The following is an 18,716-nucleotide window of genomic DNA, read 5'->3' on the forward strand; positions in this document are numbered from 1 at the left end:
AGCGATTGTCGTCCATTTTGCAAGGCTAATTATGGAAACATGTTTTCTTTTTCGGGAAAATCTAAGTGGGCAGTACCATATGAATCTTTTGCTCAAGGCGTTTACCCGCCCAAATTCGGGCTTTGCGAAAAAATTAGGTGTTCTCATTAGTGCAAGGCTATTCCCCAGCTCATAGGTTATTAGTGTACTTAAAATTACGAGGAGGAACAAATATGGAGGTTTCACCTTACTCAAATAAGCCGGTGCCCACAAATCCATACGCACCGACCAGTCAATATCCTAGTATGAAACCGGAACCGAAGATGCCCGCATGGAATCCAGCGAGCACCGGGCCAGTCGCAACAATGACAAAACCGGCAATGAGCCCATGGGGAAAAACATCGGTCGGGGGGATTGGAAAATGTCCTGTTCCTTCGCCGGGACCTTGCCAGACACTTCATTGCCCGCCGCGGCAGGCTGGTGCGATTTACGATCCGCAGAGCGTCAATGTTCAGGACATCTATAAACCGGTCGTTGTTCAGCATATTCACCCGATGCACACCGAGATCAGGACCCATTATGTTTATGAACATCAGCATTATTATCCGCACACACTTTCCCAGACTTGTGATGAAAGGCATTTTGATGTGCAGTGCGGGCGTCCGTGCTTTCCGATGCCGCACTGCTGAGCACCATCCGATAAAAAGGACCTTCTGCCTTAAGAAGCAGAAGATCCTTTTTTTACTTGCATGGGTTCCGAACAGTGGGGAAGTGTCTGGAAGGAATCCGTGCGCGATTAATCATAGCTTTATCGACTCAGTCAATGCATCGTAAAACAACCGAGACTTCCGTATTTCATACAATTATTTAAAAACCTGAGATGAAATGAGATTTTTATTAAAAAAACTCCTTTTGCGAAAACCGTCGAAAATTGAAAATGAAAGCGTAGCCAGCAGTGCGTTTGATTGATATAATAAATAATAAGAGGTGAGCGGGATGGGACTGGCACTGGTTCAGAAACAGGCGTTGAAACTGAAAATGGCACCGGCATTGTTTCAATCGGTAACTTTGCTTCAGTTCAGCAACGAGCAGCTGTCCGATTATATCATGGGTAAAGCCATGGAGAATCCGCTGCTGAACGCTGAGAGAAGTGATTTTCGGCCGGCCGGTCAGGAATTTGTTTCATCCTTTACACAGGCGGGAGATGGATCGCGGAGCACTTCAGACGTGATTGAGGAGACCGTCGCTTCTTCAAGCGATTATCATGAAATGCTCCACAACGATCTCCATCAGCTCCATCTTGACAGAATCTGCATGGCTGCTGCCGATCTTTTAATCGACAACCTCAATGACAAAGGCTATTTTGACGATGACCCTGTGGAACTGCTCAACGGATATGGACTCGACCCGAAAGTTCCGGAAATGGCGCTAGAAGCCGTGCAGTCATTGGATCCGGCAGGTGTCGGAGCGCGCACACTTTCTGAATGCATTCTGCTTCAGCTGAAAAGGATGATCCCGGCTCAGTCGCTTGCGGAGCGCATCATTTCCGAGCATAGTGATTTCTTTTTGTCTGGCAGCTGGGACGAACTGGCTGAGCGTTTGGAAACAACAGAAAAGAAGATCCAGGCAGCGGTCGGAGTGATAAGAGGACTCAGTCCGAGTCCGGTCAGCTCTATTCAGGATGAGGCGCCGCAATATATCATCCCCGATGTAACAATCAAAAAAAGCGGCGACGGATTGAGCTGTGAGCTGGAAGACCAGTACTTGCCAAAAATCGAACTGGACAGCAGAAATTATGAAAGTTATCTGGAAAGCGCAGACAGTGAAACGCGGCGGTATCTGCGCGAGAAAAAAGAAGAGGCTGACTGGTTGATCGCTGGAATTTCCCGGCGGAAACAGACGCTGATGCAACTGACTGAAATGTTGATGAAAGAACAGCAAGTTTACTTTGAAAATGGAAATCACGACCTGCTCCGGCCTTTTACTATGAAAAACGCCGCAGAACGACTGTCTGTCAATGAATCAACGGTCAGCCGGGCCGTTGCTAACAAGTATATCCAGACACCCTATGGCATGTTTCCAATGAAAAAGTTCTTCGTACGCGCTGTGAAAACGATTCACGGCGAAGTCTCTTCTTTTCAGATTCTTTCGAGAATCAAGTACTGGATAGGCAGGGAGGACCGTGCGGATCCATTCTCCGACCAGAAGCTTGTTCAGCTTCTTTCGGATGACGGGCTCCATTGTTCGAGAAGGGCTATTGCCAAATACCGTCAGGCATCTGGCATCGGTTCTACAGTGCAGAGAAGGTCAAGATAAAGAATGAATGACATGCGACATATTGTCGCGGCAGGCAATGAGAAATGGATCACAAGTCAAACACCGCTTGGCACGTGCTAAGCGGTTTCAATGGCTGGCTTAGGGACAGCTATTGTCCCTTTAAAAAGTGCCATGAGAATGAAAGTGCTGTTCAGACGTTTTATTCTGTTAAATCAGGGGAATACTCAACATGCGAAACAGACACAGGGAACCGGCGACAGAAGAAACGGGTGATGTCAGGAAAAGTGATACTTTTCGAAATTTGCAGACAGTTGTCAGCCTGAAAAAAACGCGTGACATCAACATTTTCTTTACATGTGACCAATTTGTGTCTGAAAGAAGATCACACAAAAGATTTACATGTTATTGCTTGTAAAGGCAGCTGAAAGTTGATATTATGTACGTGGAGCAGATGGGACATAAAATGACTTATGTGGGACATTTTCAGACCGCTTCAGGGTCGATCGAGGGGAACGCTGTGGAACACTTGCTTGATCTTCAGAAAAAGCTCATCCCTGATGTCTTAGACATAATGTCCAGCCGCTACCGTATTCTTCAATCCTTGCACTTTCTTCAACCAATCGGCAGGCGCAGTCTATCATCCCATTTAGGTATGACCGAGCGTGTCCTGCGCGGAGAGGTCACTTTTCTCAACCAGCAGGGTCTCATCCAGATGGCGTCAAGCGGCATGTATCTGACGGAAAATGGGGAGACCATTGTTAGGGACATGGGGACTGTGATGAAGAACATCTCCGGATTGAAGGAGATGGAGAAACAATTGGAACGCGCTCTTGGTGTTTCAAAAGCAGTTATTGTATCCGGCGACAGTGATCAGTACGCGTTGGTCAAGAATGAGATTGGGCTCGCCTGTGTCAGGGAGATTGAACGCTGCCTGGGTGCGGAGAACATCATTGCGATTACCGGCGGTTCCACGCTTGCGGCAGTCGCTGACATGATGCATCCGCTCAGAAAGACACCTCAGGAACTCCTGTTTGTGTCTGCCAGGGGCGGCCTTGGCGAGGAAGCTGAAAATCAAGCGAACACGATCTGCGCGAAAATGGCTGAGAAGGCTGAAGGACACTATCATCTGCTCCACGTTCCCGACCAGCTCAGTGATGAATCTTATCACAGCTTGATGGAAGAACCCAGTGTTCACCGGGTTTTGCAGCTTGTCCACAGCGCGACGATGATCGTTCATGGGATAGGCAGTGCAAGAACAATGGCGATTCGCCGCCATGCCGGTGAAGAAGTTCTCAGACAGGTCGACACGGAACATGCTGTGGCCGAGGCTTTTGGCTATTTCTTTGATCAGACGGGCCGTGTGATCCACAAGGTTCAGACGATTGGGCTCCAATGGGAAGACCTTTTTGGTGCACGTTCCGTGATTGCCGTAGCCGGGGGCAAGTCTAAGGCTGAGGCAATTAAGGCTTATTTCAAGAGGGGTCCCGATTCCGTACTAGTGACGGATGAGGGCGCCGCGCAAGAGATTTTAAAAAATTTTTAAACCATTTAGGAGGTCATCTTCGTTATGACAGTAAAAGTTGGTATTAACGGTTTCGGACGTATCGGTCGTTTGGCTTTCAGAAGAATTCAGAATGTTCCTGAACTGGAAGTTGTTGCAGTTAACGATCTAACAGATCCGGCAATGCTTGCAAACCTGCTGAAATATGATACAACTCAGGGTCGTTTCGACGGCGAAGTTAAGGTTGAAGAAGGCTACTTCGTTGTTAACGGCAAAAAAGTAAAGGTTCTTTCACAGCGTGACCCGGCAGAATTGCCATGGGGCGAACTCGGCGTTGATATCGTTCTGGAATGCACCGGCTTCTTTACTTCTAAAGACAAAGCAGAAGCTCACCTCAAAGGCGGCGCTAAGAAAGTCGTTATTTCCGCACCTGCTAAGGGCGATATGAAGACAATCGTATTCAACGTTAACCATGATACATTGGACGGCTCGGAAACAGTTATTTCCGGCGCATCCTGCACAACGAACTCTTTGGCTCCGGTAGCTAAAGTTCTGAATGATCATTTTGGTATTGAAAAAGGCCTGATGACAACGGTTCACGCTTATACCGGTGATCAGATGACATTGGACGGCCCGCACAGAGGCGGCGACCTTCGTCGTGCACGTGCCGCTGCTGAGAACATCGTGCCTGCTTCTTCAGGTGCTGCACAAGCAGTTGCACTTGTTATCCCTGAACTTAAAGGCAAATTCAACGGCTCTGCTCAGCGTGTCCCTGTTAAATCGGGTTCAACAACGCTGCTGTATGCAACGCTGGAGAAGAATACTACTGTTGAAGAAATCAACGAAGCTGTGAAAGCAGCAACCAACGAAACCCTCGGCTACAATGAAGACCCGATCGTTTCTTCAGACGTTATCGGCATCACTTACGGTTCTCTGTTTGATTCAACTCAGACGAAGGTTCTCGACGTCGACGGCAAGCAGCTTGTTCAGGTCGTTGCGTGGTACGATAATGAAATGTCCTACACTTCACAGCTTGTAAGAACTCTGGAATACTTTGCAAAACTTGCAAAATAATTCAGCAAGAAATTTTTGAATAGCACCTGAATAGCGGAAACAAAGTTGTTTCCGCTATTTTATCATGATACGAAATCAGTCCAGACACCTTTGTTTATAGATTTAGGCGAATTTTGTATCGAAATAAAGTGGAAAGAGGGTTTTGACATGGCAAAGAAAACCATTCGTGACATTGACGTTAAAGGCAAGAAAGTTTTTTGCCGCGTTGACTTCAATGTTCCGCTAAGCGGCAGTACTGTTACAGATGATACGCGTATTCGTGCCGCTCTGCCGACGATCAACTATTTGATCGAAAACGGTGCCAAGGTAATTTTAGCTTCGCACCTCGGCCGCCCGACGCCTGAAAACAAAGAATCACTTCGCATGAATCCCGTCGCTGCCCGGCTGAGTGAACTACTCGGCAAACCGGTTGCAAAAACTGATGAAGTTGTCGGACCGGAAGTTGAAGCTGCCGTTGACAAGCTGAAAGAAGGAGACGTCCTTCTGCTTGAAAACGTCCGTTTTGAAAAAGGCGAAAAGAAGAATGATCCGGAACTTGCCAAGGCTTTTGCCGCACTGGCTGATGTTTATGTCAATGATGCGTTCGGATCGGCCCACCGCGCCCATGCTTCAACGGAAGGCATTACTAAATATCTGCCTTCTGTTGCCGGTTTCCTGATGGAAAAGGAACTGAAGATACTCCTTGCTTCACTTGAGAATCCGAAACATCCTTTTACAGCAATTATCGGGGGAGCTAAAGTTACCGACAAAATTGGTGTCATTGAAAACTTGCTCGACAAGGTTGATACACTAATCGTCGGTGGCGGTCTCTCCTATACTTTTGTCAAAGCTCAGGGGTACGGCATCGGCACATCGCTGCTTGATGCGGACAAGCTGGACATGGCAAAGAAATTTATGGAAACAGCCAAGGAAAAAGGCGTTAAATTCCTGACGCCGATTGACACGGTTATTGCCGATAAGTTCGCAGCTGATGCCAATGTCAAGACTGTAGACATCGACAAAATGCCGGAAGGCTGGCTTGGCGTCGACATCGGACCAAAGACGGTTGCTCTCTACACCGATGCCATCAAAACGTCCAAACTGGTTGTCTGGAACGGGCCGATGGGTGTATTTGAAATGGACCCGTTTGCGAAGGGAACTGAAGCAGTTGCCGAAGCGCTCGCTGAAGCAACTGACGCAACAACGATTATTGGCGGCGGCGACTCTGCTGCAGCTGTTGAAAAATTCCATCTTGCAGACAAAATGAGCCACATCTCTACAGGCGGCGGCGCTTCTCTTGAATTAATGGAAGGCAAGGTACTTCCTGGCGTTGCTGCACTGGATGACGCTGAATAAGAGAACTAAGAAAATAATTGCAAGAAAGGATGAGTGTCTTACATGTCACGCAAACCGATTATTGCCGGCAACTGGAAGATGAACAAGACGGTTAAGGAAGCACATGAATTCGTTGAAGCGGTCAAGGACAAGGTTCCTTCATCGGATGTTGTGGATTCTGTGATTGCCGCTCCGTTTCTTGCCCTTGACCGCATCGTTGCCGATGCAAAGGGTTCCGATCTGAAAATCGGAGCTGAAAACGTACACTTTGAAAATTCAGGTGCTTATACGGGAGAAGTCAGCCCTGTTATGCTTGAAGAACTTGGCGTTGATTATGTTGTGATCGGCCACTCTGAAAGAAGAGCTTACTTCGCAGAAACCGATGACACGGTTAATAAAAAGGTTCTCGCTTCGCTCGCACATCATCTTATTCCGATCTTCTGTGTCGGCGAATCACTGGATGAACGGGAAGGCGGAAAATGGCAGTCCGTGATCAAGAATCAGGTAACCAAGGCATTTGCAGGTGTACCTGCGGATCAGGCTCCGTCCGTTGTTGTGGCTTATGAACCGATTTGGGCGATCGGAACCGGCAAATCTGCTACTGCAGATGATGCCAACGAAGTTTGCCACTTTATCCGTGAAACGATTGCGGGGTTGTACGGAGAAGCAACTGCCGAGAAAGTCCGCATTCAGTATGGCGGCAGTGTAAAGCCTGCCAACATCAAAGACTTTCTGGCTCAGTCTGATATTGACGGCGGTCTGGTCGGTGGTGCAAGCTTGCAGCCTGAATCGTTCCTTGCACTGCTTGACGGTGCTAAAGCCTGAACTTTCGCATGATGCGATGATTTCGAAGACTGAAGTACGGCTACATCGTATTTTTCCCGCACCGGACCCTGCTCTTTGTCCGGACATTGGCTGGTTTCCGGCTGCGGCATTTAAAAAAATAAGACAAAAATAAGGAGAGATACAGATGTCTCAAATTACAGATGTTTACGCTCGTGAAGTCCTTGACTCACGCGGCAATCCTACTGTTGAAGTTGAACTTACCACAGATCTCGGCGGCTTTGGCCGCGCACTTGTGCCAAGCGGTGCATCAACCGGCGAACACGAAGCTGTTGAACTTCGCGATGGTGACAAGAGCCGTTTCGGCGGCAAAGGCGTTCTAAAGGCTGTAAAGAACGTTAACGATATTATTGCCCCTAAGGTTATCGGCCTGGAAGTTTCCGAACAGGTTGCTCTTGATCAGGCTATGATCGATCTTGACGGCACAGAAAATAAGGGTAAATTGGGTGCCAACGCTATTCTTGGCGTTTCATTGGCTGCTGCAAACGCCGCTGCTGATGAACTTGGTATTCCGCTGTACCGTTACCTTGGCGGTGTGAACGCAAAAGTTCTTCCTACGCCAATGATGAACATTCTGAATGGCGGCAAGCATGCTGACAACAGCGTTGACTTCCAGGAATTCATGATTATGCCTGTCGGCGCAGATTCAATCAAAGAAGCTGTTCGCATCGGTGCCGAAGTTTATCACGCACTGAAATCTGTTCTGTCAGCTAAGGGCCATCTGACTGCTGTCGGTGACGAAGGCGGTTTTGCTCCTAACCTGAAGAACAATGAAGAAGTGCTTGACACAATCCTTGAAGCTATCGAAAAAGCGGGTTACAAACCAGGCGTTGACGTTAAACTGGCTATCGACCCAGCTTCCTCTGAATTGTTTGAAGACGGCAAGTACAACTTTAAAGGCGAAGGCGTTGTCAGAACAACTGACGAAATGATCGAATACTACACGAAACTGGTTGAAAAGTACCCGATCATCTCGATCGAAGACGGCCTTGATGAAAACGACTGGGAAGGCTGGCAGAAACTGACCAAGGCTCTTGGCGACAAGGTTCAGTTGGTCGGCGATGACCTGTTCGTTACGAACACGGACTACTTGAAGAAAGGCATCGACCTTGGCGTTGCCAACTCGATCCTGATCAAGGTTAACCAGATCGGTACATTGACTGAAACACTGAACGCGATTGAAATGGCTCAGAAGGCCGGTTATACGGCTGTTGTTTCACACCGTTCAGGTGAAACGGAAGATACTTCGATTGCTGATATCGTTGTTGCAACGAACGCCGGTGAAATCAAGACTGGTTCTCTCGCTAGAACAGACCGTATCGCTAAGTACAACCAGTTGATCCGGATCGAGGATGGTCTCGAAGGATCCGCTCAGTATCTTGGCAACGATTCATTCTACAACATTAAATAAACAAAGATTCGGCTTAAGCAGTTCTGAAAAACGGAACGGACTCCAGAAGGGGGTCACGCTCCGTTTTTTATTGCCATTTTTTAGATTACGTGCTACTCTCAAGGTTGAAAATCACACAAGTTTATTTCAAAAATCAGCAATAGCAGTTTGCTATAAAGGGATGATCGTGTGATCCACTATTCAGAAGAGAATTTTATGAAAAATCAGCAATTTCCATTCTGCATCAGTGTTGAGGAACTTCAGGGCGGGGAAATTTCAGACCGGCATGACTATGACTTTTCCGAAATCATTTATGTAGCCAGCGGTAGCGGGACCTATTTGTATCGTGAAACGACTCTTCAGATCGCCAAGGGGGATGTTTTAATCATACAGCCAGGGCTTGCTCATGCCTATGGCGCACATCCGGATTCGAATCTGCGGATCTACCGCGTTATGTTCCAGCAACGTTTACTGAATCGTGAATGGCCGGCGTTAAACCACGCTGCCCCTTTCATTGACCCTATTTTTATTGATCCGTTTTTCTGTGGAAACAAACAATTAAAGTCCCATATCTCTTTAAAAACAAAAGAACAAATTGAACTGACTATACTGCTCGACCGCATGGTAAGCGAGTATTTGCAAAAATCGTGGGGTCACCACTGCATGATCCGGATGCTTCTCGTGGAGATTTTTCTTTTTCTGGGAAGATGGTCAAAGGATGATCGAGGGCTGGATTCAGACACGGCGGGTACGAAAAAGGATGTGTTCAGTAACGTATGCGTCTTTATCAAGCAACATTACATGCAACAAATCAGCCTGGAAGAAGTCCGCAATATGTGCGGCATGAGCCAGTCTACGTTTACAATGAATTTTAAAAAGATGACGGGCTTTTCTTTTATTGACTACCGGAACAGGGTTCGTATACGGGCGGCAAAGGAGCTGCTTGAAAATACGGATCTGGCGATTATTAACGTTTCCCAGAAAGTCGGTTTTGATGATCTCAGTAACTTTGACCGAACATTCAAGCGCTTTGAAGGTCTTTCCCCATTAAACTATAGAAAAAGTAAATCGAGTCTTTAAACCTGTATCTGTCCCACGTTTGCATTTCTTCTCTATCTTGTTAAAAAATAATTTATCATTATTCAAATTATTGCCCAATTATCCCCCTGATTTTAGCGGATATGCTGGATTGGTCGGCATATCTGCACAGCTTTTCTACGACAAAGGACTTACTATTCGATATGTAAAAACAATTTGTTATCATACTACAATAAAAAAGTCTGGAAAGTGGGGGAGATTAGTGGCAAGTCCTAATGTTTTTAACACCTTTCATTTTATGGTTCTTCATTTCCCAATTGCCTTGATCGTGGTAAGCTTTCTCTGCGACTTGGTTGCTTCTTTTGTTAAAAAGTCGAAATGGAACGGCATTCTGAAAAAAGCAGGATTCATTACTCTGGTGTTCTGCGCTGTGACCGGCATCGTTACGTGTTTGGCAGGCCTTATCGCTGCGGTATCTCTGCATCTGCTTGGAACGATCGGCGCGCACGCAACAAAGGGTATTGAATTCACGATTTATGTGACGCTTCTGGCTGTTGTGAGACTCGTATTCGCAAAAACAAAGAAAATCGATATTGGAGACAATCTTTTTTATCTGATCTTTTCTCTGGTTGGCGCGATTCTGGCTTTCACACTCTTCAAAATTTACCGTTATCCGCACTGGGGCGTTCTTCAATTCACGGTACCGTTTGTCATCACCGGTTTTTTGGCAGATATAGCTGCGCTGATCTGGAAAACGAAGAAGTGGGCTAAAAGCCTTCAGGAAATCGGCTACACTTTCCTGATTCTTGGCACAGTCACCATTATCGGAGCCGTCATCACAGGTTACATGAGAGCCGCTGAAATGCCGGCGCTGATGCAGGCGGATCCGAAAAAAAATTACTACAACCCGGCTGCACTTCATATTCATGAAATTTGGGGCGTCATTACGATGATCGCTTTCATTGTACTTAGTGTCATCCGTTCTTTCTATCACTTTAAGTTTGAAGCTACAAGCTTGGTAAAGGGCAAAACAATCTTCATTGTTGGAGCAGTTATCGGCATTGCCATCATTTCAGTTGCTTCGCATCTGGGCGGTACAGTTGCCCTGTTTCCAGGGCTGTTTGGTAAATAACAGCCTGCACTGAAATAATGAGGAAGTCCGAGCCCGGGCTTTCTCTTTTTTAATTAAGCTGTCGTACAATCTAAAACCATTTTTGTCTGATCTTTACATTTGAAAAACTTATATTTTAATACAAACCACGATGCATGTATGTGATTAATGTCATATTCAACTTGTCTGAAAGCTATTAAAATTTAACATAAATGTGAAATTTAACTGACTTATAATTATTCATAATTGATTGATCGGCCGTTCAATTTATCGCTTACGAGCAGAAGACAACTTATAGAGGGGAAGCGAATCACTTGAAAAAGGGTGAACCGACGATTTATGAAAGCGTATTACAGCAAGGTTACTCGCGACGAACTTTTCTGAAGATTTGTGCAACATTGGCGGCAGCAATGGGGCTGGATTATTCACAAACCGGAACCGTCGCCCATGCGCTGGAAACCAAGCAAAGGATCCCGGTGATCTGGCTGCAGATGCAAGACTGTACCGGCTGCTCAGAATCATTTATTCGTTCATCCTACCCCAAGACTGAGAGTGTCATTTTTAATATGATATCTCTTGAATATATGGAACTCCTGACTGCTGCTGCCGGTTTCCAGACTGAGGAAGCGGAACAGAATGTTTTGAAGAAATATAAAGGAGAATACGTACTTGCAGTGGAAGGCAGCGTCCCGCAGGAAGCAGGTTACCTTACCATCGGTGGCCGGTCGGGAGAGGATCTGCTGAGGGAAGCCGCACAGAACGCCAAGGCAATCCTTGCATTTGGCACTTGCTCCTCATGGGGCGGGATTGCCAAGGCAAAACCCAACCCGACCGGGGCCCAGCCTATATCGGCTGTGTTGAATGGATTCCCGATTATACGCGTGCCTGGCTGCCCCCCTATTGCGGAGGTTATGACCGGAGTACTGGCGCAGATTGTAACTTTCGATCAACTGCCGGAAACGGACATGTTTGGCCGCCCCAAGGCTTACTATCGCCACCGCATCCATGATAAGTGCAATCGCAGAGCTTACTTTGACGCCGGCCTGTTTGCAGAATCCTTCGATGATCCGAATCTGAAAGCCGGATACTGTCTATACAAGCTCGGGTGCAAGGGCCCGACCACTTATAACTCGTGTGCCGAACTGCGCTGGAACGGCGGTGTCAGTTACCCGATCCAGTCCGGCAATCCGTGCATTGGCTGCTCTGAAGCCGATTTTTGGGATAACGGACCGTTCTATTCACATTTTGCCAAATTGCCATTGACACAGACGACGATCAATCCGGAGAAGTGGGGTGCTGCAATTACCGGAGCGGCACTTGTCGGTGTCGGGGCGCATGCCGGAATAACAGCTGCCGTAAAGCATCATAAAGAAAAGCAGCAGGATAAGGGTGATCAGAATGAGTAAGCGGGTAGTTGTCGATCCAATAACGAGAATAGAGGGGCACCTGCGTATTGAGGCAGATGTTCAGAATGGAAAAATTACCGATGCGTTCAGTTCCGGGACGGCGATCCGCGGTATTGAGCTGGTTGTCAAGAATAGAGATCCCCGGGATGTCTGGGCTTATGCGCAGCGCATCTGTGGCGTGTGCACAACGGTTCATGCACTGGCAAGCATCCGTTCGGCGGAGGATGCACTGGGCATTCGCGTGCCGCAGAACGCGAACCTGATCCGCAACATTATGAACGCAACGATTATTCTTCATGATCATGTGGTCCATTTTTATCATTTACATGCGTTTGACTGGGTTGATGCACTCAGCGCGTTGAAAGCGAATCCGAATGAAACAAGCAGAATTGCGCAGTCCATTTCACCGTGGCCGAATACTTCACCTGGCTATTTCAAAAGCGTCCAGCAAAAAATTCAAAAAGTTGTCGACAGTGGACAGCTCGGTGTGTTCGCCAACGGTTACTGGGGACATCCGGCTTATAAATTACCTCCGGAGGTCAACCTGCTTGCTGTCGCCCATTATCTTGAAGCACTGGATTGGCAAAAGGAAATCGTTAAAATTCATACGATTTTCGGCGGAAAAAATCCTCATCCGCATTACTTAGTTGGCGGTATGGCAACACCGCTGGATATTAACATGGATAACGGTATTCATTCAGAAAAGCTGGAACAGATTGATCAGCTGATTTCACAGGCTCACGATTTTATCAATCAGGTTTATTTGCCTGATCTTCTGGCTATCGGTTCTTACTACAAAGATTGGGGGAGTAGAGAAGTTGGCGGCGGCTTGAACAACTATCTCTGCTATGGAGATTTTTCGACAAAAGACATCCATGATACTCAGCTGTACAGGGTACCAAGAGGAATCATTCTGGGCGGCAATATCAACGAGGTTCTGGACGTTGATCCCCGTGATTCGAACCAGGTCAGCGAACTGATTGATCATTCATGGTATACCTATGACGGCAAGGGAGCCGGCGGCCGCCACCCGTGGAAGGGCGAAACGACCATGAATTATTCAGGTCCGAAACCGCCGTTCCAGCATCTTAATATGAATGAAAAGTACAGTTGGGTCAAATCCCCGCGCTGGAAGGGCAATGCGATGGAGACAGGCCCGCTTGCCCGGATTCTTGTCGGTTATGCCGCCGATAAAGGGGACTACCGCGCTATTGTCGACGACACATTGAAAAAACTTGGCCTTCCTGTTTCAGCGATGCATTCGGCACTTGGGCGGACGGTCGCACGTGGATTGGATGCACAGATGGTTGTCGGATGGCTTCGTGATGATTTTAACAGTCTGATGAATAACATTAAAAATGGTGATCAGACGACTTTTGATAACTCGAAATGGGAACCGAAAACATGGACCGCTCACGCATTGGGCGTCGGCACCGTCGAAGCTCCGCGAGGTGCACTCGGTCACTGGATTGAGATAAAAGATGGAAAGACGGCGAATTATCAGGCTGTTGTTCCGACGACGTGGAATGCATCCCCGCGTGATGATGCAGGAAACATCGGAGCCTATGAATCTTCGCTGAAAAATGTTCCGGTAGCCGATGTGAATAAACCGCTTGAGATTCTTCGCGTGGTTCATTCATTCGATCCGTGCCTGGCCTGCGCTGTCCATCTGACGGATCTGGAGAATCAGAAGCTGACCTCGGTTCACGTGGAATGAAAGGGGAAAAGCAATGAAAACTCTGACGGACATTCCGCCGGCCATCCGGCGGAAAATGGAGAAAGAACGACTTGAAGACAGAAAAACGGAAATGGCTGCGCAGCGTGCTGTAGATGCCCGTGATCGGAATTCAGTCTATGTCTGGGAACTGCCGATCCGCATTTTCCACTGGGTCAACGCGGGTGCAATCATGATCCTGATGATTACCGGAATCTATATCGGCCACCCTTTTATCACACCTGCAAATAATGGTGAAGCTTACTATAATTTTCTGATGGGATGGGTCCGGGACATCCACTTTTTCACGGCGTTTATTTTTACTGCCAATCTGATTTTTCGCTGCTACTGGACATTCAGGGGCAACCATTATGCTAAATCTCAGATTTTGCAGAAGAGTTTCTGGACCGGGCTGATTGAGACAGTGAAAGGTTATCTTTTTATCCCTAATCATAAACCGCACTATATCGGGCATAACCCGCTGGCTCAATTCAGCTATTGGCTTTTTGTCGGTGTTGGATCCGTGATCATGGTATTTACTGGTTATTACCTGCTCTTTCAGCCGCAGCCGGATACCATCTATGGCAAAGCATTTGCCTGGGTTCCTTTTGTGTTCGGCGGTTCGGATTTTACTGTGCGGTCCTGGCATCACCTTGTGGCATGGGGTTTCATGCTTTTTGTGGTCATTCATGTGTATATGTCGATCCGTGAAGACTGGCTCAGCAAAAACGGAACGATGTCGTCGATTTTTACCGGCTATAAATTTGAACCGGCGCATCGCGCTGAAGAAAGGGCAAATGCTGCGGTACCGGTCCGGACTATGACGGCCGCAATTGTTGACGAAGCGCGGAAGATTACGGTTCTCGGCATTGGAAATGCGCTCTATACCGATGAAGGACTGGGCGTCCAGATTCTTCCCCGTCTTGAATCAGCGCTTAAAGGCGTTGCAGATATTGAGTTCATTGATGGAACGACTGAAGGCATGCAGCTGCTTGGGCCCGTTGAAGCCACTCAGGCACTGATCGTCATTGACGCGATTAATGCCGGTAAAGAACCCGGGACATGCATCAAGTTGGAAAAGAAACAGATTCCATCTTTCAACGGGATTAAGATGTCCGTGCACCAGATCGGTTTTCAGGAAGTGTTGTCAGCAGCGCAATTGCGTGACCGCCTTCCAGAGAAAATGGTCATGATCGGCATACAGCCGGCATCATTAGAACTCGGTACCGAAATGAGCCCAACCGTGCAATCAGCTATACCGGGCCTGATCAAGCAAGTCAAAAAACAAATTCATGAATGGCGTGATGACTGATGGATCGTCGTTCTTTTATAAAAGAGCTTGCCCAGAGCCTGACAGAAACCGGAAAAGAGATTATTTATCCTTTTTTTGAAGATGATATCGGCAAGCTTGAGCGGGCGGCTAACATTCTGAACGGGATTAGCTGGCACCCCCTTGAGACCATCAGCTCCGGCTATCAGGAACAGTTCTGCGGAGGAGAAATCATCTGCCTTTACCTGTCGGGAAATAGTCTTACTGCATGCAGTAAGAGATGTCCCGACTGCTGTGAAACATTGCAATGGCTGGCCTATGAACAGCGGCTGGCATGCGCCGCCTGCGGACACAACTATTCTTTCCTCAATAAGGAGGGCTCACTACGGCCTGATATCTTTTCTGTAAAAAAAGAAGAGGAGTCCTGGTGGGTGGCACTCCCGGACAAGGGAGTTTCCGCGCATGCATGAAATGGGACTGATGGAAGATGCGCTGCAAATGGTTTCTGAGGATGCGGAAAAGCGCGGCATAGAGCGTGTTGACAAGATTTCGCTGATCGTCGGTGACCTGAGCAACGTGCTGCCGGATGCGCTGCGGTTTGCCTTTGAGGCCTTCAGACAGACGGAGGAAATCCCGCGGATCAGCACGCACACCTGTCTTGAAATCATCAAGGAGAGGGGGCTCGCCAGATGTGTGCTCTGCGGTAAAGAATATGAACCGACGGAATATCTTGCTTTGTGTCCCGATTGCGACATGCCTTTTGGCGTGATTCAGTCCGGAGAGACGTTTAAAATTGAATCCTATGAAGGGAGCTGAGATGATGAAAATTACACTTGAAAAAGATGTGATGGAGAATAACGACCGCGCAGCCGAATTCAACCGGCAGCTGTTTCAGAAGACCGGGACGCTGGTCATTAATATCATGAGCTCGCCCGGTTCCGGAAAAACAACGATCCTTGAAAAAACGGCTGCAGCGTTGTCGGATCAGTTCAGAATTGCCGTGATCGAGGGCGACATTGCTACAGAACGTGACGCCGACCGGGTTCGCAGGGCGGGCGTAAGGGCCGTGCAGATTGCAACCGAAGGGGAGTGCCATCTTGATCCGCGGATGATCGCCAAAGTGCTCCCGGAGATTGATCTTGATCATACCGATATCCTTTTTATAGAAAATGTAGGCAATCTCGTCTGTCCGTCCGAATTTGATCTCGGACAAAATCACCGGATCGTTGTGCTGAGTACCCCCGAAGGGAACGACAAAATTCCCAAGTATCCGCTCATGTTTCACGTCACGGAACTGGCTCTGATCAATAAGATTGATCTAATTCCTTATGTCTCGTTTGACATGAATAAAGCGCGGGAGGATCTGCACGCGATCAACCCGTCTTCGCGGATCATGCCTGTCTCGGCGAAAAACGGCGAGGGTTTTGATGCCTGGCTGGACTGGGTGAAGAAAGCGTACCGGGATTGTCTGAAGCAGTAAAAGTCATTGTCAGGGGGCGGGTCCAAGGCGTCGGATTCCGTCCGTTTGTTTATCAAATTTCCATGGAAGAAAATCTGGCGGGAACAGTTCAGAACAACATGGACGGCGTCCGTATTACCTGGGAAGGCAGCCGCGTTGCCGTACGGCGGGCTTTGAAAAGGCTTGAGACGGAAAAACCGCGCCTCTCCAGAATTGATGAACTGGCAGTTCACGCAGCCGCAACAACCGGAAGAAAGGGATTCCAGATTATCGACAGCGACCGTTCAGGTAAATCCTCGCTGGTCATTCCTGTCGATTCAGCCGTGTGTAGCGACTGCCTGAAGGAGATGCATGATCCGTCGAATTTCCGTTACCGCTATCCGTTCATCAACTGCACACAGTGTGGCCCGAGATACTCGATCATTGATGAGCTGCCCTATGACCGGAAATACACGTCAATGGTGGATTTCCGGATGTGCAGCAAATGTGAGAAAGAGTATCGGGATCCGCTCAACCGTCGCCATCATGCCCAGCCGATCGCCTGTGATTCCTGCGGGCCGCATCTTTCGCTGCGCTCCTCCGATGGAGAACTTCTCGGGGAACGTGAGGATGCCTTGGCCCTTGCCGTTCGCGGCCTGGAAAAAGGCAGGACTGTAGCAGTTAAAGGAATCGGCGGATTCCACCTGGCCTGCGATGCCTCAAATTCGGAAGCTGTTGCCAGGCTCAGGCGGTGCAAAAACCGGCCGGATAAACCGCTGGCCATTATGGCAAGGTCCATGGAAGAAGTGCGGCGAATCGCGGCCATTTCGGATCGTGAAGAAAATGTGCTGCGTTCACCGGAGGCGCCGATCGTTCTTCTTGAAAAGAACAAAGCATTTACAGATCTGCTGCCTGGAGCACTTGCACCGGGCATTCGGACAATCGGCGTCATGCTGCCTTACACACCGCTGCATCACCTGCTTTTTGATGATGGAAAATTTTCATTTCTGGTGATGACAAGCGCCAATCCGTCGGGGCTGCCGATTTTATACCGGGATGACTGCGCTGTTCATTATCTGGGCGGTATTGCCGATCAGATTCTGACCCACAATCGGCCGATTCTTCATGCGGTTGATGATTCGGTCGTGCGTGTTGGTAGATCTGTTCCTTTTTTCCTGAGACGCTCCCGGGGTTACGCCCCCGATCCGATCAACAGCGAACGAAATGTAGACGGCATTGCAGCGCTCGGCAGCCAGATGAAAAACACATTCGCAATCGGGCGCGGCGATCAGATTTTTGTCAGCCCGCATCTGGGGGATCTGACAGCAATGGAAAGCATGGATCATTATCAGGCGACGCTGGCTCACGTGATGAAGTGGACGGGGGTCACGCCCAGGGCCATTGCCATTGATAAGCATCCGTACTACAGTACCCGCGAAATTGCTGCCAAACTGGGCAAACCGATCGTCGAAGTGCAGCACCATCATGCTCATCTAGTTTCATGTATGGAGGATAACGTACTGAAGGGAAAATGTATTGGCGTGATACTTGACGGAACCGGATATGGAGCGGACGGCAATGTCTGGGGTTTCGAAGTGTTGTACGGCGGTACTTCCGGATATCAGAGACTGGCGCATCTTCGCTATACGCCGCTTCCCGGGGGCGATCGGGCGGTGACTGAACCGTGGCGCAACGCAACAGCTATGCTGATCAGCCTGCTCGGAGACGAAGGGCGAAGGCTGGCGGCCCGGCTTTTCCCCGACCAAAGCGCCGGCCTGCGGGTGATCGATCGCATGACGGGGATGAAGCTGAATAGCCCCATGGCAGGGACATGCGGCCGTCTGTTTGATGCCGTCAGCGCGATCATCGGTCTCTGCAAGGTTTCAACCTATGAGGGGGAGCCAGCCATTCTGCTGTCGGAATGCGCGGATGAGGGGAACGGGCAGGTTGAGCCCTATCCTTACCGCGTTACTTGGGAAGAAACAGCCGAAATTGATTTTTCACTGACACTGAAACAGATCGCCGAGGATCATCTGCATGGTTTATCTGCAGCCCGGATCAGCCGCCGTTTCCACGAAACTGTAGTATCAGTGTGCTGCAGTGTGATTCACCGGATCGCTTGCCGTCACCCGGAATTTGGCAGACGGGTCGTGCTGTCCGGCGGCAGCCTGAATAATCAATTTCTCGCCAGGCATTTGCAGGCAACGTTAGCCGCTGGCGGTTTTGATGTTTTTACACATCACCGTATGCCATGTGGAGACGGGGGGCTGTGCCTTGGCCAGCTGGCTGTGGCGGCAGAAATGCAAGTTGGCAAAACATGATATAACTTATAGCATGATAAAGTGATATATTAATAAAGAA

At 48.5% G+C, this 18,716-nt stretch carries 16 protein-coding genes; all 16 read left to right on the forward strand.

Features of this window, described 5'->3' with window-relative positions; translation table 11 throughout:
- The first annotated feature begins 212 nt into the window (after positions 1-212).
- The gene (locus COP04_RS06350; RefSeq protein ID WP_100487210.1) at positions 213-668 is read left to right on the forward strand and encodes a CotD family spore coat protein; all 456 of its coding nucleotides are present in this window, start codon (positions 213-215) and stop codon (positions 666-668) included.
- Between the two features lie 307 nt (positions 669-975).
- Positions 976-2,295 (forward strand): RNA polymerase factor sigma-54, encoded by a 1,320-nt coding sequence (rpoN, locus tag COP04_RS06355; RefSeq protein ID WP_100487211.1) that lies wholly within the window; start codon positions 976-978, stop codon positions 2,293-2,295.
- A gap of 478 nt (positions 2,296-2,773) precedes the next feature.
- Complete coding sequence (locus COP04_RS06365; RefSeq protein WP_100489568.1) at positions 2,774-3,799, forward strand: sugar-binding transcriptional regulator; 1,026 nt, start codon at positions 2,774-2,776, stop codon at positions 3,797-3,799.
- Positions 3,800-3,823: 24 nt separating this feature from the next.
- Entirely contained in the window at positions 3,824-4,831 is a 1,008-nt protein-coding gene (gene gap, locus COP04_RS06370) for a type I glyceraldehyde-3-phosphate dehydrogenase (protein ID WP_100487213.1), read from the forward strand.
- Between the two features lie 147 nt (positions 4,832-4,978).
- Positions 4,979-6,166, forward strand: coding sequence for a phosphoglycerate kinase (locus COP04_RS06375; protein WP_100487214.1), 1,188 nt, complete (start codon positions 4,979-4,981; stop codon positions 6,164-6,166).
- Positions 6,167-6,208: 42 nt separating this feature from the next.
- Positions 6,209-6,970 (forward strand): triose-phosphate isomerase, encoded by a 762-nt coding sequence (gene tpiA, locus COP04_RS06380; protein WP_100487215.1) that lies wholly within the window; start codon positions 6,209-6,211, stop codon positions 6,968-6,970.
- 145 nt (positions 6,971-7,115) lie between these two features.
- Positions 7,116-8,399, forward strand: a complete 1,284-nt coding sequence (eno, locus tag COP04_RS06385; RefSeq protein ID WP_100487216.1) for a phosphopyruvate hydratase — start codon at positions 7,116-7,118, stop codon at positions 8,397-8,399.
- A 195-nt stretch (positions 8,400-8,594) separates the two neighbouring features.
- The gene (locus tag COP04_RS06390) at positions 8,595-9,458 is read left to right on the forward strand and encodes an AraC family transcriptional regulator (protein WP_239984786.1); all 864 of its coding nucleotides are present in this window, start codon (positions 8,595-8,597) and stop codon (positions 9,456-9,458) included.
- 220 nt (positions 9,459-9,678) lie between these two features.
- Positions 9,679-10,548 carry a DUF2231 domain-containing protein gene (locus COP04_RS06395; protein WP_100487218.1) on the forward strand — a complete coding sequence of 290 codons (870 nt, stop codon included), beginning with the start codon at positions 9,679-9,681 and terminating at the stop codon, positions 10,546-10,548.
- A gap of 293 nt (positions 10,549-10,841) precedes the next feature.
- A complete protein-coding gene (locus COP04_RS06400) occupies positions 10,842-11,933 on the forward strand; it encodes a hydrogenase small subunit (RefSeq protein ID WP_100487219.1) in 1,092 nt (363 codons plus the stop codon).
- Complete coding sequence (locus COP04_RS06405) at positions 11,926-13,650, forward strand: nickel-dependent hydrogenase large subunit (protein WP_100487220.1); 1,725 nt, start codon at positions 11,926-11,928, stop codon at positions 13,648-13,650. Before COP04_RS06400 ends, COP04_RS06405 begins: the two co-directional genes overlap by 8 nt.
- A 13-nt stretch (positions 13,651-13,663) precedes the next feature.
- The gene (gene cybH, locus COP04_RS20715) at positions 13,664-14,959 is read left to right on the forward strand and encodes a Ni/Fe-hydrogenase, b-type cytochrome subunit (protein WP_100487221.1); all 1,296 of its coding nucleotides are present in this window, start codon (positions 13,664-13,666) and stop codon (positions 14,957-14,959) included.
- Positions 14,959-15,387, forward strand: coding sequence for a Rieske (2Fe-2S) protein (locus tag COP04_RS06415; RefSeq protein WP_100487222.1), 429 nt, complete (start codon positions 14,959-14,961; stop codon positions 15,385-15,387). Before cybH ends, COP04_RS06415 begins: the two co-directional genes overlap by 1 nt.
- Positions 15,380-15,733, forward strand: coding sequence for a hydrogenase maturation nickel metallochaperone HypA/HybF (locus COP04_RS06420; RefSeq protein WP_100487223.1), 354 nt, complete (start codon positions 15,380-15,382; stop codon positions 15,731-15,733). The genes COP04_RS06415 and COP04_RS06420 overlap by 8 nt, the downstream gene beginning before the upstream one ends.
- A gap of 4 nt (positions 15,734-15,737) precedes the next feature.
- Positions 15,738-16,397 (forward strand): hydrogenase nickel incorporation protein HypB, encoded by a 660-nt coding sequence (gene hypB / locus COP04_RS06425; RefSeq protein WP_100489569.1) that lies wholly within the window; start codon positions 15,738-15,740, stop codon positions 16,395-16,397.
- Complete coding sequence (gene hypF / locus COP04_RS06430; RefSeq protein WP_100487224.1) at positions 16,382-18,676, forward strand: carbamoyltransferase HypF; 2,295 nt, start codon at positions 16,382-16,384, stop codon at positions 18,674-18,676. Before hypB ends, hypF begins: the two co-directional genes overlap by 16 nt.
- Positions 18,677-18,716: the final 40 nt, after the last annotated feature.

Source organism: Sporolactobacillus pectinivorans (assembly GCF_002802965.1).
Classification (GTDB): Bacteria; Bacillota; Bacilli; order Bacillales; family Sporolactobacillaceae; genus Sporolactobacillus; species Sporolactobacillus pectinivorans.